We start from the raw sequence: 26,471 nt of genomic DNA on the forward strand, positions 1-26,471 counted from the left end.
TCTATAAGCGTTTCACCTGCGTGACTAGCGCTTGATTGACGGGCAGTTCAATATCATGCTGCTGCGCTAATTGCAGCAGATAGCCGTTAATTGCATCGATTTCAGTGGGACGATGGTATAGCACATCCTGTTGCATTGACGAGTAATTGTTAGCGGTAAGCTTAATCACCTGGTTTACCCGCTGTAGCAGAGCCTCGTTCTCTAAGGTTAAGCCTTCACATTGGGCAACTTCGACCAGTTCGGCAATCACTGCCTGGATATGTTGTTGGTAATGTGCGTCAGCCAGCGCGCCATTGGGTATATTATCGATAGCTGTCAGCGGGTTAATTGCTGCGTTTACGGCAAGTTTGCCCCATAGCGCCAGCATAATATCATCGCACCATTCACTGTGAGGAATTGCCCGCAATAACAATAACTTCAACTCATCAGGCATGGTTGGCCCGGCTATATGACCAAATTGGGTAATACCGCTGCCGGTGTGGCGTATCTGACGTTCACCTAAGCGCAGCGCGCCTTGGCTGGTGCTGCCTAAGGATAATCCTCGTCCAGCCAACAGTGGAATTATCTGGCGGTGAGGGCCAAGACCATTGTGCAACAATAGCAACTGGCAGTGAGACGATAGTTTCGGGAGCAATGCCGATAAGGCGGCCACCACCTGATACGCTTTTAAGGTGACGATAACTAAGCTGAGATGACTGAACTCAGCGGCCGCTGCTTCGGTAGATAAACATGAGAAGGGGCGGCTGTAGCTACCTGTGGTGGTTTCCAGCGTGAAGAGCTGCTGTGGTGGCAGGCTCTTGTCTGGACGTACGATGAATTCAGGCTGGCAGCCGCCATTTGCCAGTTGCTGTGCCAGCAATTGCCCAATAGCACCTGCGCCGAGAATGGCAATGCTCATGCGCGGTGTCCACTCGGTTTGCGGCGCACCAGATGCCAAATACCCAGCAGTAAATAAAACAGTGCTACGCCTACCATGTCGGCCATAAAGTCTTTCACATCGGCGCTGCGATAGGGCAGAAACGACTGGATGAATTCAATCATTATGCCGTAAAACGCCAACTCTAATACAATCCAGTACCAGCGCGGCCGATAAGCCAGATACGCCAACCATGACAGTATGAAAAAACTGCCAATATGGCCGACCTTGTCAAGGTTAGGAATATTTTGCGGATAACTGGGTTTGGAGAATACCAGATAGCTGATCAGCAACACTGCGGCCAGTAAAGCTATGCGGAAAACTAACTGTCGTTTAATCACGTTCACATCGATGTCAGAGAAATCTGCTATTCATAATATGCAAAAGCCACGCAAGCTGTCATCCGTAAACGCACATCAGTTCAGCTGATCTTCAACATGCAGTAAACTAAGGGCCAAATTGGGACAGGAATAAGACGAGATTATGCCTTCATTTGATATTGTGTCAGAAGTTAACGCCGTGGAACTGCGCAATGCCACCGATAACAGTCGGCGAGAACTGGATACCCGCTTTGATTTCCGTGGCGTGGAATATGACGTTGAATTAAAAGATTTTGTGGTGACTCTGTCATCAGAATCAGATTTTCAGTGCAAGCAGATGGTCGACATTTTGCGCACACAGTTGAGTAAACGCAATGTGGATCCTAAAGCGATGGAAGTAGATGAAAAAATCGTCCACACCGGTAAAAGCTTTGCCATGAAAGTACGCTTCAAGCAGGGCATTGAGACAGAAACCGCTAAAAAACTGGTGAAGTTGATTAAAGACAGCAAGCTGAAAGTACAAGCGCAGATCCAAGGCGATTCGGTGCGAGTTACCGGGAAAAAACGCGATGACTTACAGGCGGTGATGGCGCTGGCGCGTAATGCTGAGCTTGGTCAGCCGTTTCAGTTTAACAATTTTCGCGATTAATCATCGGGTTGTTGCTCTGGTGTGGCCTCAGCCTTTGCTGTGGCTGGAGGCTGGCGATCTGCCAGTTTCACCAGTAACAGCACAGGTAAGCCGATAATGCTGGCACTGATAAAGAAATTTACATAGCCGAAAGCATTGACCCACTCTCCGGAAAAGCCCGCCACAAATTTCGGAAATAACAGCATAATTGACGATAGTAAGGCATATTGTGTGGCACTGTAGCCGGTGCCGGTCAGGCTCGACAGATAGGCAATAAAGGCGGCGGTGGCTAGCCCACCACTGAAATTATCGGCAGAGATCGCCACTGTCAGCAACGGCACGTTATAACCGACATAAGCTTGCAGGGCGAATAGCAGGTTGGTGATCGCCACCAGAAATGCGCCGATATAGAGGATTTTCATGGTGCCGTAACGCGCCACCAATAAGCCGCCCACCCCTGAACCCACCAATGTCATGATCAGCCCATACACCTTGCTCAACGTGGCGATTTCTTCTTTGGAAAACCCCATATCGACATAAAAGACATTGGCCATAATCCCCATTACAATATCGGAGATACGGTAGCAGGCGATCAACAGCAAAATAATAATGGCATGGCGGCCATAGCGGTTGAAAAAGTCAATAAACGGTAGTGCTACTGCGGCATATAACCAGGCCAGCAGCCCGGCAACTGGCCGTGAATGTTGTTGGCGCAAATGCTGTTTCATGCGGATTTCATCGCCACAGGCTTGACGCACATCGACTTGCGGTTCACTGGCAAAAAAACTGGTCACTAAGCCAATCGCTATCAGTCCCGCCATAACTAAATAGGACGTTTGCCAGCTCTGGAGATCATAACTCTCAGGTGTGGGTGACACCCATGCCGCAATGGTGAGCGCGCCAGCAGTGGCGATGATCATGGCACTGCGATAACCCACTTGATAAGCGGCAGCTAAGGCGGCCTGCATGCCTTCTGGTGCCGATTCAATGCGAAATGCATCGATGACAATATCCTGTGTTGCCGAGGCAAAGGCCACCGCCAATGCACATATTGCCAAGTGTGTTAGGTCGCTGCGCGGGTCGCTGCTGGCCATCCCCAGAATGGCTAAAATCAGCAACAGTTGCGATAACATCATCCAACCGCGACGGCGGCCAAACCAACGGCTAAGCAGCGGTAATTGCAACCGATCCACCAGGGGGCCCAGGCCCATTTAAAGGCATACATCAGCGCTATCCAGCTGAAATAGCCGATTTCGGCGCGATCGACGCCCGCTTCTCTGAGCCAAAAAGATAGGGTAGAAAACACCAGCATTAGCGGCAGCCCGGAGGAAAATCCTAGCAACAGCAAAACCAACACCCGGCGGTGCAGATAGATGGCAAACGTCTTTTTGAGCGTTGATAAGCGGCTAATGGGCATGATGATACGGCTGGGAGATGAAGGCCCTAGCTTAAAAGCCTGCATCAGTGACTGCAAGCCGGTGCCGCACAATTATTGGTTTTTGGACTTGAAATCGCTACAAGCTAGCTGACTTTGGCCGTGGGGCGCACACCGGCGCAGCCGTCGGGCAAATCGCCATTGCCCGCAAGAAAGGCGCAGCATTGGCGTAACTGTTGGCTTAAATATTGATTACCCAGCAGCGCCCACTCTGGCCATTTTTCAAAACTGTACAGCAAAAACCAAAAGACCCGCTCAATATCTGATTGGGCTTCACCATTTTTGCCGAGTACAAACCATTCCTCTAAGGTGTCCCATAGATACAAACGTAACTCGGTTAGGGAAATTTGTTGCTGATAAAATCCTTCGCCGTAGGCGGCAAGCTGGGGCGCCTTTAGCTGGATGAAGTCATCCGTTGTCATCAATCCTTATCCTGATAATCATCTTTATTATGAGTATAGTCACCGCTATTGCTCATGGTCGTCGCAGATTATGGTGCTGGGAGCAGCGTCGCTTTTTTGAGAATAATCGGGCTTAATGGCACATCTTCCCATTGCAGGGCGGCATTGGCGCCGGTTGGCACTTGGGCCATCTTCTGCAACACCTCCAGCCCTTCAGTGACTTCACCAAAAACGGCATAGCCCCAACGTTTAGGGAGGGATCCAGTTTGGTATTGTCCGCTACGTTAAAGTAGAACTGGCGTGTCGCTGTATATGGGTCTGTCTCACGCGCCATGCCTATGGTGCCGAGCGCGTTTGACAGGCCATTACCGGATTCATTAAAAATCGGTTTGTCTTCTGGCAGTGGCTTGAGTTGCGGGTCATAACCGCCACCTTGGACAACAAAGTCTTTGATAATACGGTGGAAAATTGTATTGTCATAATCCCCTCTGACCACGTAAGTCAGAAAGTTGTCCACTGTAATTGGTGCCCGGCTGCGATCCAGTTCTACAACGATTTTGCCCATACTGGTATCCAGTTCTACTTTGGGGTACAGGTTGTCTTTTTGAATATTCAGCGCCAGTACCGAGGTGGAACTGGCGAGCAATAGCAGAGCAATAAGCCAACGGATCATTACATATTCCTTGTCGGGCAGTGATTAATGTTGTTGCAGAAATTGGTTCAGTTCCGGATCACTGATAATTTGTGCCGATAGTTTAGTCATCAGTTTGTTGATGTCTAACTCCAGGGTAGCAAAGTCGGCATTGAGTGGCCCCTTGAGCCGGCTGATTGCCGAATAACGCTTGCTGAACGTCTGTTGGCTATTACTGGCCTGGACGCTGAAGGCAAGGTTGGTGACGGCTTCGAATCCCAACATGGATTCGTCCACATCGGTTTGTAGTTGTTCTAAACGCATCTCCAACGTGGTGCCACTGGCGGGATCTATCTGGTAGCCAGCATTGCTGAACCCTTTACGAAAAAGTTGTTCAGTCAGGTCGCGCATATTCTGCATGGTGCCAATGACTCGGGGTGACTTTTCGTCATCAAAGCGCACCACATAATTGACCGTGCGCAGATCGCTTGCACTGAGCGCTAATGGTGTTGGCTGCTGGGTTTGTACCTGTACTTGAGGTGACTCAGGCCCGAGGGCGATTTTATCCGGTCCTTGACTGGCACATGCTGACAACATTATGCCGATGGTCAGCGCAGCAATAATACTTTTCATATCAAGACTCATCTGTATCGACGCAGGCGAACAGCATAACAGATTTCCGGCGATGCAAAAGTCTGCTAAACGGCAACTGCTTTTAATGTTGGCAACCGCAGGGTAGAGTGGCGCTAAGTGTATGGCAGTAAGCAAGAGTATTGCCCATGTGGTCTAAAGATATTACTCCGGTTAAGAACCCTGCCAGTGGCGTGTTTACCCGGCAAGCCCCGACGTCGCTAGTTATGGGGGGCATGCCTGTGTTTGGCCACTTCGATGGTGTGGTAAAAACGCTTGGGCTGGAGCAGTTTCATCTGACTAATGAGCGGGACAAACCATTGCCACGCTGGCAACAGCGTCTGCATTTCAAGCAACAGGAATTTATCTCAATACACAGCAGTCGCTACCTGCTTGGAATAGGTTTAACGGATGTCGGCTATAGCAACAGCGGTTACTGTTACCTGTTTGATCAGGTTTCCGGCAAGCTGTTCCAGCAGCATTGGCATCATCCGTTCGCATTTAAAGCGCATTTGGCACATTCGCCTTGGCAGGGCCGTAGTGAAGGAAAGGGCGTTGTCGTTAAACGCGAACAGGGACAATGGCAGTTAATACTGGCGTTATCGCTACAAGGCTTAGATATTGACGCTGAACTGACTTTAACACCGGGTGCACTTAGCCTGCCTATGAGCTTATGTTGTCCCAGTGGTTACAATGGCTGGAGTTATGCGCAGCAACATAGCGGCTTGAAACTTTCAGGTCATTTGTCAATCAATCATGAACCCCAGCCATTAGCACGGGCTCGTGGTGGTTATGGTTTTTGGGCCGGTTATACCGCGGGTCAAAGTCGTTGGCGCTGGATCTGTGTTAATGGTGATTATGCCACGGCACCGATAGCGTTAAATCTGGCGAGTGGCATTAATGATACCGGTTCATGCCAGAATGTATTGTGGCAGGCTGGTGCTCGGCATCTATTGACCCCAGTACATTTCAATGTCGATCATCATGACGGGAATGAAGGTCGCTGGCGTATCTGGTCAGAACGTGAAGAACTGGATTTGTGGTTTACCCCAACCGGTAATTTCCAGTGGTATCAGCGGGGTATTCGCCATCGGATATTAAGGCGGCATTATCGCGGTATGTTTGATGGCTGGGTACGTGATGGCGCGGGCCAACAGCAACCCGTAAAGCAACAACCAGGTATTGCAGAAGACTTTTTTGCTGTTTGGTGAGCCTTCGAGACGGTGATCTTGTCGAAAAACTCGGTTAAGCTGGTTCCCTTTTGTGCGTAATTGGACGTCATGGAGTCGCCAATGAAGCTGTTTCTTTTCGATCATTGTCCTTTTTGTGTCAGAGCCATGATGCTCATTGGACTCAAACAACTGGATGTGCAATGGGTCTATTTGCAGAATGATGATGTGCAGTCAAGAGTCGATAAAGTCGGTGCTAATTTGGTGCCGATTTTACAGAAAGATGATGCTAGCTATATGGCGGAAAGCCTGGACATCGTCGCTTATCTGGATCATGTCGATGCTAAGCCCGTACTACAGCCTGCGACCCAGCAGCAAGTCATTCAAGATTATCTGACGGAATCTTCCTACACTAGTAGCCGCTTACTTTTTCCGCGAGATGTGCGTTTGGGATTACCTGAATTTGCGTCAGCGGCCGCAATTGATTGGTTCACTCAAAGTAAATCGGCCATTATTGGTATCAGTTTTGAGGAAGCATTTGCCAATACCAAGACATATCTTGAAGGTTTATATAAATGTTGGCCGTTGTTGGAATCGATTCGTCTGCCATCATCAGCTGGAAACCAGTTAAGTTATGATGATGTACTGCTATTTCCTGGATTACGTAATCTAACCATGGTGAAGGGAATTGAATTTAGCCCCCATATTCGCCGCTATATTGATGAAGTGGCCGCGCTAACCCGTGTGCGCTTATATGACGATATTGCCGTATAAGGGTGTAACCGACGACGAAAAAGCCGCCATTCGTTTTTGAGCGAATGGCGGCTTTTTTAGTGTTACTTTTCTCGCTGTCTCACACCATTATTACTGCGAGAGGCGGGGGCCGAGTGTTGCAATGAACGGGTTGGTGCCTGACGTTCTATCCGTTGCCGCGGTGGGTTATGCGAATAACTCGGCGTTGATCGCTGTGGTTGCTGATGCGAAAAATTTTGGTTTTTGGGTGGTTCTATCCTTGTCGGCTGAGTTTTTACCTGCGGTGCCAGTTTTACTGCCGGTGTCCCCTGATGCCGTGTCGGCAAGGGTTCTGTGCGCCGTCTATCAGCACTATTGACCGCAGGCAGTTGGCGGTTATGAGTATCATAGCCCTTGCTAGGGTGAATCTCATGGCGCTGTGGTAAATGTTGACTGTTCAGCGCTTGCTGCTGTGGCCGTGGTTGATAGTGTTCCATTTTTTAGCATCTGTTGGCCGTACATTGTTGTGTGTTCTGTTGTCGCGGGTTAGCCCATGTTGCCGATAATCCTGCGGATGTTTCATCTTAGTGTTATCGCGTGGTTGCGGGCGATTTTGCAGCGAGTGTTGCACTTGCTGGTAACGGTTATTGTCACGGCGATAGCTGGGTTCATAGCGTTGCTGCAAGCTTTCGTGGCGATAATGTGCACCACGGCGATGCTCCGGCCGATGTATCCAGCGTTGTCCACCACTGCTAATTGAATGGCGATAAGGCACATAACGATAGTGGTTGTGGCGATAATCGACCCATACCGTGCGTTCGTGCCAGCGGAACGTACTGAAAAAGAAGTTAAATGAGATATGGACGCCACCGTTATGCCAGTAGAACAGTGAATGCGGTGCAACTACGTAGCCAGGAAACGGATCCCAATAAAAGGGTGGGTAAGCGCTCCAGCGCCAAGTGCCATATACCACACGTGGATCATAATAAGGCACCCAGATCACCTGAGGATCTGCCGGAACTATGATGATGCGGTCATTTTCCCGTTTGGCTTGGATCTGACTGACATTCTGCAAACTGTCAGCATCATAAGCGGCCTGGCGAAGATCTTGGATGCTATCCATCACTCGCCCTTCATCGGCCACGAATGCTTCCCCTAAATCTGAGATCCAGTTGAGATCCTGGCTCATTTTGTCGAGGATATTGGGAAACGCCAGCAGGGCCACTACGCTTGGATCCCAGCCTTGTTTGGCCCCTTCACTGGTTAGCCGATTACTACTCCACTCCTGATGTTGTTTACGCCAGCGCTGGGCTTCTACCACTTCTAGCGGATAGGTGCTGGCGATCAGAACATGTGTTAACAATGAATCTGGATACAGGGCGATGGGGGCTAGCATTTGTGCCAGTTGGGCATCGGTATAATATCTGTCGTTACCCGCTTCGGCGCTAAATGCTCGACCACTAAAGCCAATGGTGGTCAAAACCAATAACAACAGTAACATGCCCTGGGCTGCCATGCGTTTTGCATGTTGGCTGAGAGTGTTCATATCTGCCTCCGCTTTCAAGCCGGATACCAGCAAGTATTGCCGGTTTCTCCATTTATTGAGGTACAGCTTATAGAACACAAGATGAACATAAGCTGAAAGCGTTTTTTTAATTTACAGCGGCTGACGATAATGGGGTAGGGTGATGCTAAAACGGGCGCCACCCAAGGTTGGGGATGTGTCGATTTGCCAGCTACCCTGATAACTTTGTAGTAAGTCTTTGACTATCGCCAAGCCGATACCGTGGCCTTGTTCATAAGTATCAGCACGGATCCCTCGCTGGAAAATCTGCTCGCGTTGCTGGTCATTTACACCGGGGCCATCATCTTCAATTTGTAACAGCAGACGCTGATGATCACTACTGATGCTGACTATAATCTTGTGTGTTGCGGCCTTAAAAGCGTTGTCCAGCAGGTTACCAAGAATTTCACTGAAGTCGGCTTCATCCCCAAAAAACATGGCTTGGTCGTCCAACTGTTCGGTGAGTTGCAACGCTTTCTGTTGGTATATTTTTCTGAGCGTTCGCAACAGCTTTTCGGCGATGGGTTGTACTTTTCGCCCTTGATGCCAAGCGCTATCGCCAGCGGCTTGCGCCCGTTTCAATTGCCGACTGATACTGCTATTGATGCTGTTGATCGGCTCCTGAGCTTCTGGCGGCAGAGCTTTGATACTGCTCAATACTGCCAGCGGTGTTTTCAGACTATGCGCTAAGTCTGCCAGTGCATTACGATAACGCTGACGCTGGCGGAGTTCGTTACTTATCAACGTGTTGAGTTGCAACGCCACCTGTTCTAGTTCGGCAGGATAGTGGCTTCCAAGACGTTGCTGTTTGCCAAGCTGTACTGCGGCTAATTCACTGCGAAAACGCGCTAAAGGCTTTAGTGTCCACCATAGCCAGCCACCTTGGATCAGTAGCAGTGCCAGCATCAGCAGCGCCAACCATTGCCACAACTGATGGCGAAACTCCTGTAATGTTGCCTCAAAGCTGTCAGTAGATTTTAGGATATGAACACAAAAAGGCAGGTCGCTGCCTCCCGGTGAGGCTGAGGCAAAACTGGCACTGAAGCTGTAGATAAAATGGGGTTTACCGTTGATGACTATCTGGCTGAACTGACTCTCGCCCAACGGCGGAGCTGGCAGATTTTTGGGCAGCGGCAAGCCGATGAACGACTGGGAATGCCATAGCACATCATCTTGATCATCATCGGTGATAATGGCATAGAGTCCGGACTGATCCACGTTAAACTGGCTGTCCTGTAGCAACTGGGGTAATGCCAACTTTCCCTGCTCGACTTCAGCTAACGCCAGAATGCCATACAAAGTAGCGCTGAGTTCGTCTTTGACCGCTTCGGTGAGTTGTACGCGAAAGGCATCTGTCAGGGTAATGCCGATTAACGGCAGTAACACTAGATTCAACAAGATAGCACTGGCTATGAGGCGCGCTTTTAGCGAGCCCGTTAACCATAACCAATGCTTTCGGGCCACGCCAGAATCATTCATGCTTTGGCCTTATTACCAACACTATTCATGCGATATCCCTGACCCCTAAGCGTTTCTATTAATCCTAAGGTGTTATCAGGATCTAGTTTGCGGCGCAGGCGGCGGATAAATACTTCGATAACATTAGAGTCAAGATCGAAATCCTGATCGTAAAGGTGCTCTATCAGCACAGTTTTGGCTTGCACTGCGCCCTGATGTAGCATCAGGTATTCAAGCAAACGGTATTCGGAAGCACTTAGATTGACTAGCTGATTGCCGAGCCGGACTTCGGCCGCACTGGTATTTATCGTCAGCGGACCGTTTTCGAGTAAGGGGCTGGCCTTGCCGGCAGCGCGGCGGATCAATGCTTTAACCCGAGCCAAGAGTTCTTGAGGATGAAAAGGTTTGGTTAGGTAATCGTCGGCACCGGCATCAAGCCCTTCAACCTTGTCCTGCCAGCTATCGCGCGCAGTGAGAATTAATACTGGATAATCAAACTGCTGTTTGCGCATCGCTTCAATCAATTCAATGCCATTGAGCTTAGGTAGCCCCACATCGATGATTGCCGCATCATAGGGATATTCACTGGCTAAAAATAGACCTTCTTCACCATCGGCCGCACAATCAACACCAAAATTCGCTTCTTCCAGATGTTGTTTCAGGTTAGCTTGCAGCGCGCTGTCATCTTCCACCAATAATAAGCGCATAAAGTTCTCCCTGTCAGTGGTTAATCTGGCCGTTGCTGGCGTTGACTGAAACATAAATAATTCGGCCATTTTCAGTCAGCAATTTCACCCGATAACCCGGCGCGCCATTGACTCTGGTGTTGTCGACTTTCAACACTTTCCCACCGTAGCGGCTTTTCACCATTTGCGCCGCTTGGTTGCCACTGCGCACGACTAACTGCGTCTGTTGCTTGTCCTGACGATTATTCTGTGGTTGCTTGGCCAGTAACGTGGGGCTTGATAACGCCAACCCCAACAGCACCATTAAACTTGCTATTAGGCGTTTTTTGCTGGGATGGTGACGTTTGCTAAAACTCATGCTGCAATCCTGTCTGGATGAATGCGACCAGTTTAAAAGATCCTGTTCGGTGTGCAAACCTGTGCTTCAGATAAAAAGTAACACCTCTTCGAGAGCGTCATTATCAGCAAGTTAAGATGAACGTTGGCTGACCATTTTCGTTCATGTTGTATTCATCCATATATCGTTTTAATGACTAACAGCATTGATATGAAGAGGTAACTTCTATGAACAAGCTGAGTTTCATTACCTTCGGGGCGGTGATACTGCTATGGAACAGTCACAGTTTTGCTGCAACCACTCGATCTGTTGATTACCAAATGCCGCAAGCGACAGATGAGCTACAGTTACGTCAGCAAGCAAGTGAACGCTTACAACGGGCCGATATCCTCACGCTACCTGTGAAAACTCGGGATCAGGTAATAGCCACTAAAGCGGCTACGGTGACAGGTAGCAAAGCGGTGCAAAATGTTTCATCGTTTGCAGCTCACAGTTACTATCATCAATTTAGCTTTTACGATGTGGCCACTTATTTATTGGATGATGATAACTATGATGGCTTTTTCCATAGTTTTTCACTGGATATTGATGCGGATGTGTACGGCGCAGAACCTACAGAAAGTGTGCCGGTGTACGCTGAGATATATCTGAGCCGCAACGGTGGTGATTGGCTGCATTTATACACCACGGATGTGTTTTATTTGCAAGGTAACAGTTCTTATGACAGTTATCAGGTTTCTACCGCATTAGAAACCGGTTATCCCAGCGATCACTATGATGTATTAATCGATCTCTATGAAGTTGGCTACAGTGATATTGTGGCTACCATCAGCAGCGATGAACTTAACAGCCTTTATGCACTGCCGTTGCAGAGCCGTGACCGCGATAATTACGATAATGGCGGGGCAATCGTAACCGTCAGCGCTGGCAGCTTGTCTATGTTTGGCGTGTTAGCCTTAGCGATGTTGGCTTGGCGGCGACGTTAACCTTTGCTAAAACAACGGTCTGGATTACCAAGCCGTTGTTTTATTATTTCTGTCTCTGCTGTATCTGTTTTAGTGGTGTATATCGTCAATTAAAGCATCATTAATAGTTCTGCGGATTATTTAATCGCCTGTAGGACGACAAATTTCTGATTGCTCGCCACCGTGTGACAGTTGCCAAAAAGACGTTTTAGTTTGGTGTGGTAGCCAAGATGGCGGTTGCCTACTACCTGCAATTTACCGGCAGCTTGTAATCGGCGGCGGGCATCGACAAACATCTGCCAGGCAATATGATCGGTAATCGCTTCACCTTGGTGAAATGGCGGGTTACAGAGAATTAAATCGGCTTCAATATCGGCGGGAAGATGGCTCAGGCAATCATCCCAGTAAAAATGTCCTTGGGTGTCGTTACCCGTATTTTGTTGCCAGTTTTGTTTGGCAGATGTGATCGCCTGGGCGGAGTCATCCACAAAATGGATATCGGCGCTGGGGTACAGTTGTGCTGCTCTGAGACCTAAAATGCCGTTGCCACAGCCCAAATCGATAACATCATGAAACTCGCCTTGGGGCAGATGTTGCAGCATCAAGCGGGCACCGATATCTAATTTGCTGGCGGCAAACACATTGCTCAGGTTACTTAGTTGCAGGCGATATTCAGGTACTGCCCATTGTTCAACTTGTGGTTCAGGCCTTATGTGTCCATCGGCGGTAGCGCTAATAACTCGGGTTTTCTTCCAAGCTAGGCTGGCACTGGCTGGGCCAAAGTGTTGCGCAATTAATTGCAGTAACGATGCGTTGATCGATTTTGCTTTGGCACCGATAAGTAATTCACTACCTGCGGGGAGCAATCCAGATAACTGGGTTAATTGCCAGGCAAAATAATTCAGGTTTTTAGGCAGTTTCATCAAGGTTAACTGCACCGATGACGCGTCTGCTGATGGCTGTTGGCACCAATGAATATCAGTGGTGGTGAGCTGGTTTAGATTAAGATTTTGTTGAGCACCGAAATGTGACGTAGCAGCATCTGAGACCCAAAAACAACATAGCTGTGGATGTATAGCTTTTAACGCACATAATAAGGCGCCGAAGCTATCGTTTATCACTTGTACATTGCCAAGAATGGTTTTTTCTTCCAATACTTGTAGCAGATACTCGTCAGCAGCATCCCATGCTTGCAGGTTTGTCTGCTGTGCTGAAGGATAACGATGTAATTCGAGGACATGGTTTCCAAAGGCAAACTGGGTCATGATAGCGTTGCGTCAACTGAAAAATCTGCGGCGGATTATCGCAGAAGCCTTCAGTAATAGCGACTTTCACCAATGGCTGTTTGATTTTTTATGCAGAATATTTCGTCACAAGCTGAACTACTTGCTCATGACTGTAACCCTGCTCAGGGCAAAACTTCTTATCTGCAACCGCCGATGTTGTTGGTTCGAGCATTCCTCAATCAAGCTCAGCAACAGGCGCTGTGGGCAGAAGCACAGCAATATCCGCTGCAAAAGCCTACAGTGGAGGTCTTTGGTAAATCTCACCCGATTCCTCGAACGCAAGTATGGTTTGGCGATCCAGGGTGCGATTATCTGTATTCGGGCTTGATGGTAAAGGCGTTGCCTTGGCCCAAATACTGTGAACGGCTACGGCATAAATTGTTGCGTGAGTTTCAGTTGCCAAGCAATGGCGTGCTGGTTAATCACTATGCAGATGGGCGCGATTGTATGGGCTGGCACAGTGATGATGAACCGGAACTGCAACCTGGAAGTGACATCGCATCAGTGACAATCGGCGCCGCGAGGGATTTTGATATTCGTCATCGACATAGTGGGGAGAAAATAAGACTGGTACTGTCTAGCGGTGATTTATTAATCATGCGCTGGCCAATGCAACAGTTTTGGCAGCATTCTGTGCCAAAGCGACTGACATTGCGTCAGCCTAGGTTAAATTTTACCTTCAGGCAGTTAATCCCTTTCTTTCACGGTGATTGATCCCCAATAGCGTATTGCTTGTTGATTGATCTTTATATGCTGAGCAAGTAACCTGCCGGCAGTTATCACCCGTAGGGGACGTTATTTATGTCAGTTGCTGAAATCATTCAACAGAAATTACAGGCAGCTTTGCTACCAGAGCATATCGAAGTGCTCAATGAAAGTCATAATCATCATGTACCGCCAAATTCTGAGACACATTTCAAGGTGGTTCTGGTTAGTCAGGCATTTGCTGGCTTGCGGTTGTTGGCGCGTCATCGAAAGGTTAATGAAACATTAGCCCATGAGTTAGCCAACGGTGTTCATGCGTTATCTATGCACACTTACACCCCTGAAGAATGGGCGGCATTGGCAGAGGTGCCCACATCGCCTAAATGCCGCGGTTGATATTGATTAGTTTGAACGTTTTGGGTGGCAACATTGAGGTTTGTCATCAAAGCATGAATTGAGGGAGGCTGTTATGCCACTATTAGATAGTTTTACTGTGGATCATACCCGGATGCAGGCACCAGCGGTGCGGGTCGCTAAACAGATGACCACACCCAAGGGTGATAAGATCACCGTGTTTGATTTACGTTTCTGCGTGCCAAATAAAGCGATATTGAGCGAGCGTGGTATTCATACGCTGGAACACTTATTTGCCGGTTTTATGCGTGACCATTTGAATGGCAACGGCGTCGAGATTATTGATATTTCGCCCATGGGGTGCCGTACCGGTTTTTATATGAGTCTGATCGGGACTCCGGATGAAAAACGTGTTGCAGATGCTTGGCTGGCGGCAATGCAGGATGTGTTGCAAGTAAAAGATCAATCCGCTATCCCAGAACTTAATCAATATCAGTGTGGTACCTATACCATGCATTCACTGGAGCAGGCGCAACAGATAGCAAAGGATGTGATTGCCGCCGGTGTTCGGGTTAATCACAACGAAGAGCTGAAACTAAGCGATACTATTTTGAAGACGCTATAAGCGACATCAATATAAAATTTTGGGAAACGGCATGGATGTAAATTCATGCCGTTTTTTTCTGCCAATTTAGCGCCTACTTACTAAAGTGTAATAGTAATGGTAATACCAATTGCACTAAGGTGTACGGTATCAGCTCAAGCTGCGTTATTCGTCTATAAGCTCTTTTGCTGTGATGTGGGTGAGTATTCAAATCTGTTAACTGTGATCTAAGGCAAATTTAATTTTTTGTAGTGGTTAAAATCACAAAATTATCTATTTTTAAAAGAATGAGTTAGCTCATAAATGCAGCAATGACGGGCTGTTGTGTTTGTTTGTAAGTAACTTGTTGCGAATTTATTGTTTAAATTGGTTTTTTAGTGATGCTTACAGGCACAAAAATACTACAATTTTCGTGGCTATAGCATTTTAATTGGGGTAGAATGCCCGCCGAACAACGTGATTGCGATCGCATTTCTGAGATAAATCTGCGCTAACTCAATGCTTGGCATAGTTGTTGTGTGATGCCCTGGATTGGCAGGAACGCGGCGCATTGTCTTTCCTTCAACCGTAGTGCATGTGGATATGATTACAATCAAGAAAGGATTGGACTTACCTCTTGCAGGTAAACCAAAGCAAGTTATCCATGATGGCCCAGCCATTAAACACGTTGCTACATTGGGTGAAGAGTATATTGGCTTACGTCCAACGATGAAGATCAAGGTGGGCGACAAAGTAGCGAAGGGCCAAGTTCTTTTTGAGGATAAAAGGAACCCCGGCGTTAAATATACCGCTTTTGCCAGTGGCACTGTTGCAGATATCAACCGCGGCGCCCGACGAGTGTTACAGTCGGTGGTGATTGAAGTAGAAGGGAACGAAGCTGTCTCTTTTGCTCAGTATGATCCCACGACTATTGACTCGCTGGAACCTGCCCAAGTTAGGGAAAACCTGATTGAGTCCGGTTTATGGACGGCATTTCGCACTCGACCTTTCAGTAAGGTTCCTGCAGTAGATTCCTCCACCTCCGCTATTTTCGTTACGGCCATTGATACTCAGCCATTGGCGGCGGATCCTCAAGTTATTATTGCTGAACATAAAGACGATTTTGCCAATGGTTTGAAAGTGCTCTCCAGACTTACCGACAAGGTGTTTTTGTGTAAAGCGCCCGGGGCGGATATTCCTGCAGCTAATGCGCAGGTAGAAGAGTTTGCCGGTCCTCACCCCGCAGGGTTACCAGGGACTCATATTCATTTCCTAATGCCAGCCTCTGCTAAACGTACGGTTTGGCATATTGGTTATCAGGATGTCATTGCCATTGGCCAGTTATTCACTACCGGTGAATTGAACAGCCAGCGTGTTATCGCCATTGGCGGGCCTAAAGCTAAATCTCCCCGTCTTATCCGTACTCTGTTGGGGGCAAGTACTGATGAGCTGGTGGTTAATGAAAAAGCCGATGGTCAGGTACGTGTCATTGCTGGATCTGTGTTGTACGGGGAAACAGCAACGGGTCCTCACGCTTATCTTGGACGCTATACCTCTCAACTGTCATTGGTGGAAGAAGGAACCGAGAAGGAGTTTTTTGGCTGGGTAATGCCTGGTGCCGATAAGTTCTCTATTACTCGTGCTTTCCTTAGTCATTTAACACCTTCTCGTTTATTCAATATGACCACCAGTACAGGCGGTTCTGAACGAGCAATGGTGCCTATCGGTAACTACGAACGAGTAATGCCGCTGGATATTCTGCCCACCATGCTGTTGCGGGATCTGCTGTCTGGCGATACTGACAGCGCCATGGCGCTCGGTGCGCTGGAACTGGATGAAGAAGACTTGGCGCTCTGCACTTTCGTTTGCCCTGGTAAGTATGACTATGGTTCCTACCTGCGTGACTGCTTGGATACCATTGAGAGGGAAGGCCTATGAGCTTGAAAGATTTTCTTGAGCGTATTGAACCGCAGTTTGAAAAGGGCGGTAAATACGAAAAATGGTATGCGCTCTATGAAGCCGCAGCGACCATTCTTTACACGCCAGGTAAGGTGAACACTGGGCGAACCCATGTGCGCGACAATCTGGATCTGAAGCGCATGATGATTACCGTGTGGGCGTGTACGTTCCCGGCAATGTTTGTGGGCATGTACAATATCGGCTTGCAGGCACAGCTGGCTTTAGTTGCGGATCATGGGACTCCAGACGTATGGCAGGTTGGTTTGTTTCAGTTGTTTGGTGCCCAACTCACCGCTAATGCGGGCTGGACCACACTGATGTGGTATGGCGCCTGTTTCTTCCTACCTATCTATGCTGTGACTTTTGCCATCGGCGGTATATGGGAAGTGTTATTTGCCATGGTGCGTGGACATGAAGTGAACGAAGGTTTCTTTGTTACTTCTATCCTGTTTGCGCTGATCCTGCCGCCCACTATTCCGTTGTGGATGGTTGCGTTAGGTATCACTTTCGGTGTTGTGGTGGCTAAAGAAGTCTTCGGCGGTACTGGCCGTAATTTCCTTAACCCAGCGTTGGCTGGCCGTGCATTTCTGTTCTTTGCCTATCCGCTCAATATGTCTGGTGATACCTCTTGGGTTGTGGCTGATGGTTATTCAGGTGCGACTGCGTTGAGTCAGGCGGCGGCAGGTAAGTTGAGTTATGCCTTTGATCAGAGCTGGTGGAACGCATTTCTTGGCTTTATTCCCGGCTCCACAGGTGAAGTTTCCACACTGGCAATTCTTATCGGTGGCTTGATTATCATTTACACCCGTATCGCGTCTTGGCGCATTGTGGGCGGCGTGATGGTCGGTATGATTGCCGTGTCACTGTTGTTGAATGCGGTGGGCTCTGACACCAATCCTATGTTTGCCATGCCTTGGTACTGGCATTTAGTGTTGGGTGGTTTTGCTTTCGGCATGATGTTTATGGCCACGGATCCGGTATCGGCTTCCTTCACCAATAAAGCCAAATGGGCATACGGTATCTTGATTGGTGCCATGGCGGTATTTATCCGGGTTATCAATCCGGCGTTCCCAGAAGGAATGATGTTGGCAATCTTGTTCGCCAACCTGTTTGCACCGTTATTTGACCATTTTGTGGTACAGGCGAATATCAAGCGGAGGATTGCTCGTGGCTAAGAACAAAGATTCATTTGCCAGGACGCTGTTTATCGTTGTCGGTTTGTGTCTGATCTGCTCTATCTTTGTATCGACAGCGGCGGTATTGCTGAAACCGACCCAACAAGAAAACAGGTTGCTGGATAAACAAAAGTATATTCTTGAGGCAGCAGGACTGATTGATTCTCAGGCTAAACTGAGCAAGAAAGAGATCCTCAATACCTATAAAAAGTATGTAGAAGCCAAGGTCGTAGACCTGAAAACGGGTGATGTGGTAGCCGGTATTGATGGCGACACTTATGACCAGCAGAAAGCCTCGCGTGACCCTGCAACATCTTTTGTACCGGAGCACGATATCGCTTCTGTTAAACGTGTTGCTGATAACGCGGTGGTATATCTGGTGCACGATGAAGCCGGAAAACTCACAACGGTTATCTTGCCAGTACACGGTTATGGCCTGTGGTCGACTATGTATGCTTTCCTCGCGGTAAAACCCGATATGAACACAGTACAAAATCTGGTTTATTACAACCAAGGGGAAACCCCAGGGTTAGGGGCGAGGTACAGAATCCGAAATGGAAAGCGAAGTGGGATGGCAAAAAGCTGTTTGATGAAAATGGCAATATTGCGATTAAAGTGACCAAGAACCCTACCGTGGCAGCATCTGAATATGGCGTGGATGCGCTGTCAGGCGCGACCTTGACCAGTAACGGTGTGCAACACACCTTGACATTCTGGTTGGGTAATGAAGGTTTCGCCCACTTCATTGAAAAAGTACGCAATGGAGGATTGAGCTAATGGCTGATACCAAAGAACTGAGACAGGTTCTGACTGGACCTATCCTCAATAATAACCCAATCGCGTTGCAGGTGTTGGGGGTTTGTAGTGCCTTGGCGGTCACCAGTAAGCTGGAAACTGCATTAGTGATGGCGCTGGCGCTCACTGCGGTAACTGCGTTTTCTAACTTGTTTATCTCGTTGATCCGTAATCATATCCCTAGCAGTGTTCGTATTATCGTACAGATGACGATTATCGCTTCGCTGGTAATTGTGGTTGATCAATTACTGCAAGCTTATGCCTATAACGTCTCCAAACAGTTATCAGTATTTGTGGGGCTCATTATCACAAACTGTATCGTTATGGGGCGCGCTGAAGCCTATGCTATGAAATCCCCACCATTGATGAGTTTTATGGATGGGATTGGTAATGGCTTAGGTTATGGTGCCGTGCTGTTAACCGTAGGCTTCTTCCGTGAGCTTTTCGGTAGTGGTTCCCTGTTTGGTATACAGATCCTGCAGAAGATTTCTGATGGCGGTTGGTATCAGCCCAATGGCTTGCTGCTGTTACCGCCCAGCGCCTTCTTCTTGATTGGTATGCTGATTTGGGTCATTCGTACTAAGAAACCCGAACAGGTTGAAGCGAAAGGATAAGCATGATGGAACACTATCTGAGTTTATTGATCCGTTCGATCTTTATCGAAAACATGGCGCTGTCCTTTTTCTTGGGAATGTGTACTTTCCTGGCGGTGTCTAAAAAGTAAAAACGGCCATGGGGTTGGGAATTGCGGTTATTGTGGTAATGACCATTTCAGTACCCGCCAACCAGGTTATCTATCAGGGACTGCTGGCTCCAGGCGCTTTGGCGTGGGCCGGTTTTCCTGATGCCGATCTGAGCTTCCTTAAGTTCATTACCTTTATTGGGGTGATTGCGGCGTTAGTGCAGATCCTGGAAATGGCATTGGATAAATACTTCCCGCCACTTTACAACGCCTTGGGTATCTTCCTGCCGTTGATTACCGTGAACTGTGCAATTTTTGGTGCGGTATCCTTCATGGTGGAGCGTGATTACACCTTAGGTGAAAGTGCAGTATTTGGTTTCGGTTCAGGTGCAGGCTGGGCATTGGCTATTGTGTTGATGGCTGGTATCCGTGAGAAACTCAAATATGCAGATGTGCCAGCAGGGCTGCGCGGGTTGGGGATCACCTTCCTGACCGCTGGTCTGATGGCGTTGGGTTTCATGTCGTTCTCTGGTGTGTCGCTCTGATGCGGCCAGTGGCTTCCTGAATTGGACCTTCTAAGGATAAGTTAATGGATATTCTTGGTATTTTTAAGTCCACTCCACTTGAGGTTTACCTCGGTGTGAGTATGTTCACCGCCATTGTACTGGTGCTGGTATTGGTGATCCTATTCGCCAAATCCAGACTGGTCTCCAGCGGTGATATTACAATTTCTATCAATGGCGATCCGGAAAAAGCCATCAAGACTGCGGCAGGTGGTAAGTTGCTTGGCGTTTTGGCGGATAATGGCATTTTCGTTTCGTCAGCGTGTGGTGGCGGTGGCTCCTGTGGCCAGTGCCGGGTGAAGGTGAAGTCTGGTGGCGGCGATATTCTGCCAACAGAACTCAACCATATTAATAAAGGTGAGGCTCGCGAGGGCTGTCGTCTGTCATGTCAGGTCAACGTAAAATCTGACATGGACATTGAACTGGACGAATCTATCTTCGGTGTCAAGAAGTGGGAATGTACGGTTATCTCCAATGACAACAAAGCCACCTTTATTAAAGAGTTGAAACTGGGGATCCCAGACGGCGAAACTGTACCGTTCCGTGCCGGTGGTTATATCCAGATTGAGGCTCCTGCCCATCACGTCTACTACAAGGACTATGATATCCCAGAGAAGTACCGCAAGGACTGGGATCATTTTGGCTTCTTCAAACTGGAGTCTAAAGTTGATGAGCCGGTAATCCGTGCATATTCAATGGCGAACTACCCAGAAGAGTTTGGCATTATCATGCTGAACGTCCGTATCGCAACGCCACCACCACGTAATCTGAGTTTGCCTTGCGGCAAAATGTCATCTTATATCTGGAGTCTCAAACCCGGTGATAAAGTGACTATTTCTGGTCCGTTTGGTGAGTTCTTCGCTAAGAAAACGGATGCTGAGATGGTGTTTATCGGTGGTGGTGCTGGTATGGCGCCAATGCGTTCACATATCTTTGATCAGCTCAAACGTCTCAAGACCAAGCGTAAGATGAGTTTCTGGTATGGCGCTCGCTCTAAACGCGAAATGTTCTATGTGGAAGATTTCGATATGCTGGCGAAAGAAAACGATAACTTTAACTGGTATGTCGCGCTGTCAGACCCGCAACCGGAAGATGATTGGGATGGCTACACTGGCTTTATTCATAATGTGCTTTATGAAAACTATTTAAAAAGTCATGAAGCGCCAGAGGACTGTGAGTTCTACATGTGTGGCCCTCCAGTAATGAATGCTGCCGTCATTGCCATGTTGAAAGATCTTGGTGTTGAAGACGATAATATTCTGCTGGATGACTTCGGCGGTTAAGTAAATCGTTATGGGGCACAGCATTAGCTGTGCCTTTTTTACTGTTGTCATGGGTCTGCTTACTCAGCGTTTTTGTGGGGTGTGTTGGTACAAGTGGCTTTAGCCGTTGTCGCTGACAATGAAATGATGTGTCGCTTTGAGGTATAATGCCAGTGTGCTTAATTAATCATACCTAAAGCAAGAGGAATCATGATGAGTACATTCATAGCTGCATTTCTATTTTTGCTGGTGTTTTTTCTGCTGATGTCCATCGGCTACTTGCTTAAGCGTAAGACTGTGCAAGGAAGTTGTGGCGGACTTGGGGCGTTAGGCATTGCCAAAGCCTGTGATTGTGATGAACCTTGCGATCGGCGTAAGGCCAGAGACGCAAAAGAAGCCAAACGGCAGGAATATCTGGCTAAGCACCGTATCATCTGATGTTGATATCGTTTGCGAAGGCGGCCCTTGTGGCCGTTTTTTTGTTTTTGAAGACTAATGTTGCAACGGTTATTGCTCATCTAATTGTAAATAGTAATTATTGTTATTAACTGTATGAAATTACAGTGTAATTTGCTATTTTTTAGTGCTGAGGTTACTCTTAAAAATTGATATAGATCAAACAATCTTCTACAAGGAACTGTGTTATGAAAGGTCAACCCAAAGTAGTCGCACAACTTAATAAAGTGCTGACTTGTGAGCTTACCGCTATAAATCAGTACTTTCTTCACGCCAGAATGTTTAAAAACTGGGGGCTTGAAGGCCTGAATCATCGCAGTTATAAAAAATCCATTCAGGATATGAAGCATGCCGATAAGCTGATTGAGCGGGTGTTGTTTCTTGAAGGCCTGCCCAATTTGCAACAGCTTGATAAATTGCGAATTGGCGAGCATAGCGAAGAGATGTTGTCTTGTGACAAACTGATGCTCGAAGCTCAGTTGCAGCTATTGCGCGATTCTATTCACTTATGTGAAGCTGAGCATGACTACGTAAGCCGAGATCTTCTGGAAGATCTTTTGGAAGACGAGGAAGAACACCTGGACTGGTTAGAATCTCAATTTGAACTTATACGCTTAACCGGCATTCAGAATTATCTGCAATCTCAACTAGAAGAAGCTTAAGAGGACACTATGAAAGGACATCCACAGATCATCGAGATGCTGAATAAACAGTTGACTGGCGAGCTCTCTTCAATGGATCAGTATTTTGTTCATGCCCATATGTACGAGGATTGGGGGCTACATGAACTATACGAACGGATCAATCATGAATCGCTAGACGAGAGGGCACGCCGCTAAGTTAATTTCCAGAATTCTATTCCTTGAAGGAAAACCTGATATAGCAAGCCGGGACGCGCTCACTATTGGCGCCAACGTTGAAGAGATGCTGCATAACGATCTGCAGTACGAATATAAGGTTGCGGCATCTTTGCGCCAAGGTATTGCATTATGTGAGCAGTTAGCCGATTACCAGACTCGTGAATTATTGGAAGTATTGTTGGAAGATACGGAAGATGACCATATGTACTGGTTGGAAAAACAGCTGGGCTTGATCCAGAAAATTGGTTTACATAATTACTTGCAGTCGAAGATGTAATTTTAATGAGCGGAATGTTGGCTGTGGCTTTACATTGCTAGACCGGTGTTTTACGTGGGTGTTCAGTTCATATTCAGTTGTTTCTGTATATTGTTTAACCAATAACAGAAGGAAATTGCTTATGAACGCACTGCGAAGCCGCCGACATTCCTCTGCGCATACTGCTAAATATCGACATCGGGATGATGCCGTTGCCAGCAAAGTTGTTGTAAAAAAACGGCAACAGCTCCCGCCCCTCAGCCGCCGATTGTGAGCCAAGAAGAACTGGCTTATATCTTTTCTTTATTCTGATAAACACCATTTATTTAACATATAAATACATTGTTACGTAAATTTTAACTAAAAGTGTGCTACAGCTTTTGATACATTGAGGCTTCCGCTATAAAAAAAGCAAAAGCAGGAGCCCTGATGTTGCAAATTAGACGTTCATTAAGCCTACAGTTAGTCATGACAATCGCCGGCGCTTTGGCGATATTGCTGACTTTAGTTGCTGCTCTTATTGTTAAGACCGACAGTGATGAAACCCGTACTCGTATCGATAGCGATATTTCATCCATGTTGGATCTAAAAGCCCAGGAAATCGGCAGTTATTTTTATGCCAAAGGGCAGATCATCCATACGATTTTTTCCAATCCATGGGTGGTTGATTGGTTCTCGAACTACCAAGCACGCGGTGCAGATCTGACGAACGATAGCCAATACCATGAATTGATCAAATACTTCCATTTTTTCTCAGAACGCGATAAGGACATCAAATCTGTATTTCTGGGGTCGGCGAATACCTTCGAATACTTTGATTTGAACGGCCGTTATGATGGTGATCCTGATTATTACACCAATAAGCGCCCCTGGTGGCAGGAAGCTATTGATAAAAATGGCTTGTTTGTGGCCGATCCCGCTGTTGATGCTAACGATGGCACTGTCTCGGCCACGGTAAAAACGGTCGTCAAAGATAGTTCAGGTCGGCTGATTGGTATCGGTGGCATGGATATTCTTATCGATACCATTGGAAAAAACTTGTTGTCACCCATTAAATACCAAGGTGAAGGGCAAGCATTCTTGATGACTGAACAGGGGAAGCTGGTGTATTTCCCTGGTTTTAATAAATCCTTTACGCCGGGCACAGATTTGCTACAGGTTGATGCACTTTCCCCTGACAATCATGGGTTTTCGGCACTAAAGCAGACCATGCAAGCACAAGGCACTGGTGTGGCCGAGGTGACTTATCAAGGGCAGTTACAGCATGTCAGCTATGTCAATATCAGTGGCGATTATCCGCAGGTTCGTTGGTATTTAGGATTTATGTTGCCAGATGCGGTGTTTCAGGCACCCGTTAAACATAAATTCTGGCAGACCAGTTTGATCTCAATCGGCATTATTTTACTCGTGGGTTTAGTCATCAGTCTGGTATTACAACCATTCCGCCATCATCTGAAAGAGCTGTTGCACGCCTTAGAAGATATTGCAGAAGGCGAGGGAGACTTGTCTCGGCGGATCCAGATGAAACGCGAAGATGAACTAGGGCGCTTAAGTGGGGCTTTCAATAAATTTGCCGCCAAAGTTGAAGATATGTTGAAAGAGACCCGTCAGTTAACTGAAGAGGTTGATCGTGGCGTTGATGGTTCGGTAGCCGTTTGTGAGCAAGCCCTCAGCTCAGTACGGGCACAGAAACAGCAGATTGCATCAGTTGCCACCGCTGCAACAGAAATGGCCCATACCAGCCAGGAAATGGCGGTAGGTGCTCAGCGTACTGCCGATTCTGCCGATGCGGCGCAGAAGCAATCCTTAGCGGGTGCCCAAACAGTACAGAAAGCGGCTAGTGGCATGTACACCCTGTCTAATCAAGTTAACTCCGCAGCGGCGGTTATTCGTGAGCTTAAGCACAGCTCTGAAGAAATTGGTGAGGTTCTCAGCGTGATCCGTGCCATAGCAGAACAGACTAATCTGTTGGCACTTAATGCGGCAATTGAAGCGGCTAGAGCCGGTGAACAAGGTCGTGGTTTCGCTGTGGTTGCCGATGAAGTTCGCACGTTAGCCTCAAGAACCCAGGATTCTACCAGCAATATTCAGGATATTATTCAGACGCTACAATCTCAGGCATTGCAAGCTGAGCAGGTGATGGAAAGCGGGGTCGAAGAAGCTAATAACGGTAGAGAACTGACCGTCAAGGTCGAAGCCGTACTGGCTGAAATTACGGCTGCAATTGACGAGATCCAACAGCAAACTGCAGAAATGACATCCGCAATTGGGCAACAAGCGGTAGTGGCTGATGAAGTGGCGCGCAATATTGAAGAGGTGCGTGAGCATTCGGATGAATCACTCACGGCCAGCGAGGAGTTAGTTGAACAGATGAAGGCATTTCGTTCTGTCAGTAACGCATTGACTGACAATATCGGTCGTTTTCGTACTAGTTGACGCCTGACTGACAATATTAAAGGAGCTGCGGCTCCTTTTTTACCGCCTTTCTTTACAAATATACTGTTTATTTGTACAGTTATTTGACGGTAAGCTTCAGGTAAAAACGCGATGAAGAAAATCATTCATGTGGATATGGATTGCTATTACGCAGCCGTTGAAATGCGTGATTTTCCTGAATATCGGGGGAAACCGCTGGCGGTAGGTGGCAGTCGTGAGCGCCGAGGGGTGATCAGTACCTGTAACTACGAAGCCCGAAAATTTGGTGTACATTCTGCTATGGCAACGGGTTACGCCTTAAAGCTATGCCCTCAACTGATTTTGCTGCCGGGGCGGATGGAATTGTATAAAGCTATTTCGCAACAGATCCGGGCTATTTTCCAGCGTTATACCGATAAAATTGAACCATTGTCGCTGGATGAGGCTTTTCTGGACGTTTCCGAATCGCTTCTGTATCAAGGGTCTGCAACGCTGATTGCCGACGCTATTCGGCGAGACATTTTGGCGGAAACCGGGCTGACCGCTTCGGCGGGGTTGCACCAGTGAAGTTTCTGGCTAAAGTGGCATCAGAAGTGAACAAGCCCAATGGTCAGTTTGTTGTTACTCCGGCACAGTTGCCAGTGTTTATTGCTCAATTACCATTAGCAAAAATTCCAGGTGTTGGTCATGTGACCGCCAGCCGCTTGGCACAGATGCAATTACATACTTGTGCCGATGTGCAGCGTTTCCCTGAATATAAGTTAGTGGAATTATTTGGCAAATTTGGTCACATCTTGTATCAACGGGCGTTTGGTATTGATGAACGGGAATTAAATCCTCATCGTATCCGTAAGTCGGTAGGGGTTGAAACAACGTTGGCTCGAGACATCTTTAACCTAGAACAATGCCGACAAGTGATGCAGGGGCTGATAAAAGAACTGGCGACCAGGTTGCAGCGGCATGCCCATGAACGGCAAATAGGAAAACTGGTGGTAAAGCTTAAGTTTGCCGATTTTCGTCAGACCACCATTGAAAGCCGCACCTCAACATTGTCAGTACAGATGTTAGACAACTTGTTGGTGCAAGCCCTGCAACGTGCGGAAGGGCGAGGCATTCGCTTAGTGGGTGTTGCAGCAGGGCTGAATACTAGCACCACAATTGGTGTATCAGTGCAAGAGCAGCAATTGACTTTGAATCTCTAGCAGCGCCGCAGTGGTGCATTGTGGCCTACCCAAAATACACTCTTTA

Annotated in this window: 24 protein-coding genes and 6 pseudogenes; 18 read left to right on the forward strand and 12 right to left on the reverse strand. The window is 47.7% G+C overall.

The window, feature by feature from the left end:
• Nucleotide 1: 1 nt before the first annotated feature.
• Together KHX94_RS14840 and KHX94_RS14845 are read right to left on the reverse strand one after the other, a co-directional pair.
• The gene (locus KHX94_RS14840; protein WP_213681222.1) at nt 2-898 is read right to left on the reverse strand and encodes a ketopantoate reductase family protein; all 897 of its coding nucleotides are present in this window, start codon (nt 896-898) and stop codon (nt 2-4) included.
• Nucleotides 895-1,257, reverse strand: coding sequence for a VanZ family protein (locus KHX94_RS14845; RefSeq protein ID WP_213681223.1), 363 nt, complete (start codon nt 1,255-1,257; stop codon nt 895-897). The genes KHX94_RS14840 and KHX94_RS14845 overlap by 4 nt, the downstream gene beginning before the upstream one ends.
• 142 nt (nt 1,258-1,399) lie before the next feature.
• On the opposite strand from KHX94_RS14845, the gene KHX94_RS14850 reads away from it, so the two are divergent.
• Complete coding sequence (locus KHX94_RS14850) at nt 1,400-1,885, forward strand: YajQ family cyclic di-GMP-binding protein (protein WP_213681224.1); 486 nt, start codon at nt 1,400-1,402, stop codon at nt 1,883-1,885.
• On the opposite strand, the pseudogene KHX94_RS14855 reads toward KHX94_RS14850, so the two are convergent.
• The 4 genes and pseudogenes from KHX94_RS14855 to KHX94_RS14870 all read right to left on the reverse strand — a co-directional run bounded on the left by KHX94_RS14855 (nt 1,882) and on the right by KHX94_RS14870 (nt 4,964).
• Nucleotides 1,882-3,281: pseudogene (locus KHX94_RS14855) on the reverse strand (AmpG family muropeptide MFS transporter). The gene KHX94_RS14850 and the pseudogene KHX94_RS14855 overlap by 4 nt on opposite strands.
• Nucleotides 3,282-3,385: 104 nt before the next feature.
• Nucleotides 3,386-3,721 (reverse strand): hypothetical protein, encoded by a 336-nt coding sequence (locus KHX94_RS14860; protein ID WP_213681225.1) that lies wholly within the window; start codon nt 3,719-3,721, stop codon nt 3,386-3,388.
• 68 nt (nt 3,722-3,789) lie between these two features.
• Nucleotides 3,790-4,373, reverse strand: a pseudogene (locus KHX94_RS14865) (peptidylprolyl isomerase).
• A 24-nt stretch (nt 4,374-4,397) separates the two neighbouring features.
• Entirely contained in the window at nt 4,398-4,964 is a 567-nt protein-coding gene (locus KHX94_RS14870; protein ID WP_213681226.1) for a YajG family lipoprotein, read from the reverse strand.
• A 146-nt stretch (nt 4,965-5,110) separates the two neighbouring features.
• On the opposite strand from KHX94_RS14870, the gene KHX94_RS14875 reads away from it, so the two are divergent.
• Nucleotides 5,111-6,172, forward strand: coding sequence for a DUF2804 family protein (locus KHX94_RS14875; protein WP_213681227.1), 1,062 nt, complete (start codon nt 5,111-5,113; stop codon nt 6,170-6,172).
• Nucleotides 6,173-6,253: 81 nt separating this feature from the next.
• Complete coding sequence (gene grxB / locus KHX94_RS14880) at nt 6,254-6,904, forward strand: glutaredoxin 2 (protein WP_244859185.1); 651 nt, start codon at nt 6,254-6,256, stop codon at nt 6,902-6,904.
• Nucleotides 6,905-6,966: 62 nt separating this feature from the next.
• Here the strand turns inward: grxB and KHX94_RS14885 are convergent, their stop codons facing one another.
• The 5 genes from KHX94_RS14885 to KHX94_RS14905 form a co-directional block, all read right to left on the reverse strand.
• Entirely contained in the window at nt 6,967-7,359 is a 393-nt protein-coding gene (locus KHX94_RS14885) for a hypothetical protein (RefSeq protein ID WP_213681229.1), read from the reverse strand.
• Entirely contained in the window at nt 7,320-8,408 is a 1,089-nt protein-coding gene (locus KHX94_RS14890) for a DUF3300 domain-containing protein (protein WP_213681230.1), read from the reverse strand. The genes KHX94_RS14885 and KHX94_RS14890 overlap by 40 nt, the downstream gene beginning before the upstream one ends.
• 111 nt (nt 8,409-8,519) lie before the next feature.
• Nucleotides 8,520-9,905 carry an ATP-binding protein gene (locus tag KHX94_RS14895; protein WP_213681231.1) on the reverse strand — a complete coding sequence of 462 codons (1,386 nt, stop codon included), beginning with the start codon at nt 9,903-9,905 and terminating at the stop codon, nt 8,520-8,522.
• The gene (locus KHX94_RS14900; RefSeq protein ID WP_213681232.1) at nt 9,902-10,591 is read right to left on the reverse strand and encodes a response regulator transcription factor; all 690 of its coding nucleotides are present in this window, start codon (nt 10,589-10,591) and stop codon (nt 9,902-9,904) included. The genes KHX94_RS14895 and KHX94_RS14900 overlap by 4 nt, the downstream gene beginning before the upstream one ends.
• Before the next feature lie 13 nt (nt 10,592-10,604).
• A complete protein-coding gene (locus tag KHX94_RS14905; protein WP_244859186.1) occupies nt 10,605-10,928 on the reverse strand; it encodes a PepSY domain-containing protein in 324 nt (107 codons plus the stop codon).
• Nucleotides 10,929-11,134: 206 nt separating this feature from the next.
• On the opposite strand from KHX94_RS14905, the gene KHX94_RS14910 reads away from it, so the two are divergent.
• Nucleotides 11,135-11,893 (forward strand): choice-of-anchor H family protein, encoded by a 759-nt coding sequence (locus tag KHX94_RS14910; RefSeq protein WP_213681233.1) that lies wholly within the window; start codon nt 11,135-11,137, stop codon nt 11,891-11,893.
• A 116-nt stretch (nt 11,894-12,009) separates the two neighbouring features.
• On the opposite strand, the gene KHX94_RS14915 is transcribed toward KHX94_RS14910, so the two are convergent.
• The gene (locus KHX94_RS14915) at nt 12,010-13,140 is read right to left on the reverse strand and encodes a methyltransferase (protein ID WP_425314072.1); all 1,131 of its coding nucleotides are present in this window, start codon (nt 13,138-13,140) and stop codon (nt 12,010-12,012) included.
• An 87-nt stretch (nt 13,141-13,227) separates the two neighbouring features.
• On the opposite strand from KHX94_RS14915, the gene KHX94_RS14920 reads away from it, so the two are divergent.
• From KHX94_RS14920 to dinB, 14 genes and pseudogenes are all read left to right on the forward strand, one after another.
• The gene (locus KHX94_RS14920; protein WP_213681235.1) at nt 13,228-13,872 is read left to right on the forward strand and encodes an alpha-ketoglutarate-dependent dioxygenase AlkB family protein; all 645 of its coding nucleotides are present in this window, start codon (nt 13,228-13,230) and stop codon (nt 13,870-13,872) included.
• A gap of 87 nt (nt 13,873-13,959) precedes the next feature.
• Nucleotides 13,960-14,259, forward strand: a complete 300-nt coding sequence (locus tag KHX94_RS14925; protein WP_213681236.1) for a BolA family protein — start codon at nt 13,960-13,962, stop codon at nt 14,257-14,259.
• A gap of 73 nt (nt 14,260-14,332) precedes the next feature.
• Nucleotides 14,333-14,842, forward strand: a complete 510-nt coding sequence (gene luxS, locus KHX94_RS14930; RefSeq protein WP_213681237.1) for an S-ribosylhomocysteine lyase — start codon at nt 14,333-14,335, stop codon at nt 14,840-14,842.
• A 561-nt stretch (nt 14,843-15,403) separates the two neighbouring features.
• On the forward strand, nt 15,404-16,738 hold the full coding sequence (locus tag KHX94_RS14935) for a Na(+)-translocating NADH-quinone reductase subunit A (protein ID WP_213681238.1): 1,335 nt from the start codon (nt 15,404-15,406) through the stop codon (nt 16,736-16,738).
• A complete protein-coding gene (locus KHX94_RS14940; RefSeq protein ID WP_213681239.1) occupies nt 16,735-17,934 on the forward strand; it encodes an NADH:ubiquinone reductase (Na(+)-transporting) subunit B in 1,200 nt (399 codons plus the stop codon). The genes KHX94_RS14935 and KHX94_RS14940 overlap by 4 nt, the downstream gene beginning before the upstream one ends.
• Nucleotides 17,927-18,711 (forward strand): annotated as a pseudogene (locus KHX94_RS14945) (Na(+)-translocating NADH-quinone reductase subunit C). The gene KHX94_RS14940 and the pseudogene KHX94_RS14945 overlap by 8 nt, the downstream one beginning before the upstream one ends.
• A complete protein-coding gene (locus tag KHX94_RS14950) occupies nt 18,711-19,343 on the forward strand; it encodes an NADH:ubiquinone reductase (Na(+)-transporting) subunit D (RefSeq protein WP_213681240.1) in 633 nt (210 codons plus the stop codon). Before KHX94_RS14945 ends, KHX94_RS14950 begins: the two are co-directional and overlap by 1 nt.
• 5 nt (nt 19,344-19,348) lie before the next feature.
• Nucleotides 19,349-19,956: pseudogene (nqrE, locus tag KHX94_RS14955) on the forward strand (NADH:ubiquinone reductase (Na(+)-transporting) subunit E).
• Nucleotides 19,957-20,000: 44 nt separating this feature from the next.
• Nucleotides 20,001-21,257, forward strand: a complete 1,257-nt coding sequence (gene nqrF, locus KHX94_RS14960) for an NADH:ubiquinone reductase (Na(+)-transporting) subunit F (protein WP_213681241.1) — start codon at nt 20,001-20,003, stop codon at nt 21,255-21,257.
• Between the two features lie 192 nt (nt 21,258-21,449).
• The gene (gene nqrM, locus KHX94_RS14965) at nt 21,450-21,674 is read left to right on the forward strand and encodes a (Na+)-NQR maturation NqrM (RefSeq protein ID WP_213683465.1); all 225 of its coding nucleotides are present in this window, start codon (nt 21,450-21,452) and stop codon (nt 21,672-21,674) included.
• Nucleotides 21,675-21,880: 206 nt separating this feature from the next.
• Nucleotides 21,881-22,354 (forward strand): bacterioferritin, encoded by a 474-nt coding sequence (gene bfr, locus KHX94_RS14970; protein ID WP_213681242.1) that lies wholly within the window; start codon nt 21,881-21,883, stop codon nt 22,352-22,354.
• A 9-nt stretch (nt 22,355-22,363) separates the two neighbouring features.
• A pseudogene (bfr, locus tag KHX94_RS14975) lies at nt 22,364-22,829 on the forward strand (bacterioferritin).
• A 408-nt stretch (nt 22,830-23,237) separates the two neighbouring features.
• Nucleotides 23,238-25,244 (forward strand): methyl-accepting chemotaxis protein, encoded by a 2,007-nt coding sequence (locus KHX94_RS14980; RefSeq protein WP_213681243.1) that lies wholly within the window; start codon nt 23,238-23,240, stop codon nt 25,242-25,244.
• A 111-nt stretch (nt 25,245-25,355) separates the two neighbouring features.
• Nucleotides 25,356-26,425 (forward strand): annotated as a pseudogene (dinB, locus tag KHX94_RS14985) (DNA polymerase IV).
• Nucleotides 26,426-26,471 lie beyond the last annotated feature (46 nt).

Source organism: Shewanella dokdonensis (assembly GCF_018394335.1).
In the GTDB taxonomy this organism is placed as follows: domain Bacteria; phylum Pseudomonadota; class Gammaproteobacteria; order Enterobacterales; family Shewanellaceae; genus Shewanella; species Shewanella dokdonensis.

Coding starts and splice junctions, on each gene's coding strand:
- KHX94_RS14920 (WP_213681235.1), top strand. CDS start 13,228: ATGCAGAATATTTCGTCACAAGCTGAACTACTTGCTCATGACTGTAAC.
- KHX94_RS14935 (WP_213681238.1), top strand. CDS start 15,404: ATGATTACAATCAAGAAAGGATTGGACTTACCTCTTGCAGGTAAACCA.
- bfr (WP_213681242.1), top strand. CDS start 21,881: ATGAAAGGTCAACCCAAAGTAGTCGCACAACTTAATAAAGTGCTGACT.
- KHX94_RS14905 (WP_244859186.1), bottom strand. CDS start 10,928: ATGAGTTTTAGCAAACGTCACCATCCCAGCAAAAAACGCCTAATAGCA.
- nqrM (WP_213683465.1), top strand. CDS start 21,450: ATGAGTACATTCATAGCTGCATTTCTATTTTTGCTGGTGTTTTTTCTG.
- KHX94_RS14850 (WP_213681224.1), top strand. CDS start 1,400: ATGCCTTCATTTGATATTGTGTCAGAAGTTAACGCCGTGGAACTGCGC.
- KHX94_RS14910 (WP_213681233.1), top strand. CDS start 11,135: ATGAACAAGCTGAGTTTCATTACCTTCGGGGCGGTGATACTGCTATGG.
- KHX94_RS14870 (WP_213681226.1), bottom strand. CDS start 4,964: ATGAAAAGTATTATTGCTGCGCTGACCATCGGCATAATGTTGTCAGCA.
- KHX94_RS14950 (WP_213681240.1), top strand. CDS start 18,711: ATGGCTGATACCAAAGAACTGAGACAGGTTCTGACTGGACCTATCCTC.
- KHX94_RS14925 (WP_213681236.1), top strand. CDS start 13,960: ATGTCAGTTGCTGAAATCATTCAACAGAAATTACAGGCAGCTTTGCTA.
- nqrF (WP_213681241.1), top strand. CDS start 20,001: ATGGATATTCTTGGTATTTTTAAGTCCACTCCACTTGAGGTTTACCTC.
- KHX94_RS14900 (WP_213681232.1), bottom strand. CDS start 10,591: ATGCGCTTATTATTGGTGGAAGATGACAGCGCGCTGCAAGCTAACCTG.
- KHX94_RS14875 (WP_213681227.1), top strand. CDS start 5,111: ATGTGGTCTAAAGATATTACTCCGGTTAAGAACCCTGCCAGTGGCGTG.
- grxB (WP_244859185.1), top strand. CDS start 6,254: ATGAAGCTGTTTCTTTTCGATCATTGTCCTTTTTGTGTCAGAGCCATG.
- KHX94_RS14860 (WP_213681225.1), bottom strand. CDS start 3,721: ATGACAACGGATGACTTCATCCAGCTAAAGGCGCCCCAGCTTGCCGCC.
- KHX94_RS14885 (WP_213681229.1), bottom strand. CDS start 7,359: ATGGAACACTATCAACCACGGCCACAGCAGCAAGCGCTGAACAGTCAA.
- KHX94_RS14895 (WP_213681231.1), bottom strand. CDS start 9,905: ATGAATGATTCTGGCGTGGCCCGAAAGCATTGGTTATGGTTAACGGGC.
- KHX94_RS14940 (WP_213681239.1), top strand. CDS start 16,735: ATGAGCTTGAAAGATTTTCTTGAGCGTATTGAACCGCAGTTTGAAAAG.
- KHX94_RS14840 (WP_213681222.1), bottom strand. CDS start 898: ATGAGCATTGCCATTCTCGGCGCAGGTGCTATTGGGCAATTGCTGGCA.
- KHX94_RS14890 (WP_213681230.1), bottom strand. CDS start 8,408: ATGAACACTCTCAGCCAACATGCAAAACGCATGGCAGCCCAGGGCATG.
- luxS (WP_213681237.1), top strand. CDS start 14,333: ATGCCACTATTAGATAGTTTTACTGTGGATCATACCCGGATGCAGGCA.
- KHX94_RS14980 (WP_213681243.1), top strand. CDS start 23,238: ATGTTGCAAATTAGACGTTCATTAAGCCTACAGTTAGTCATGACAATC.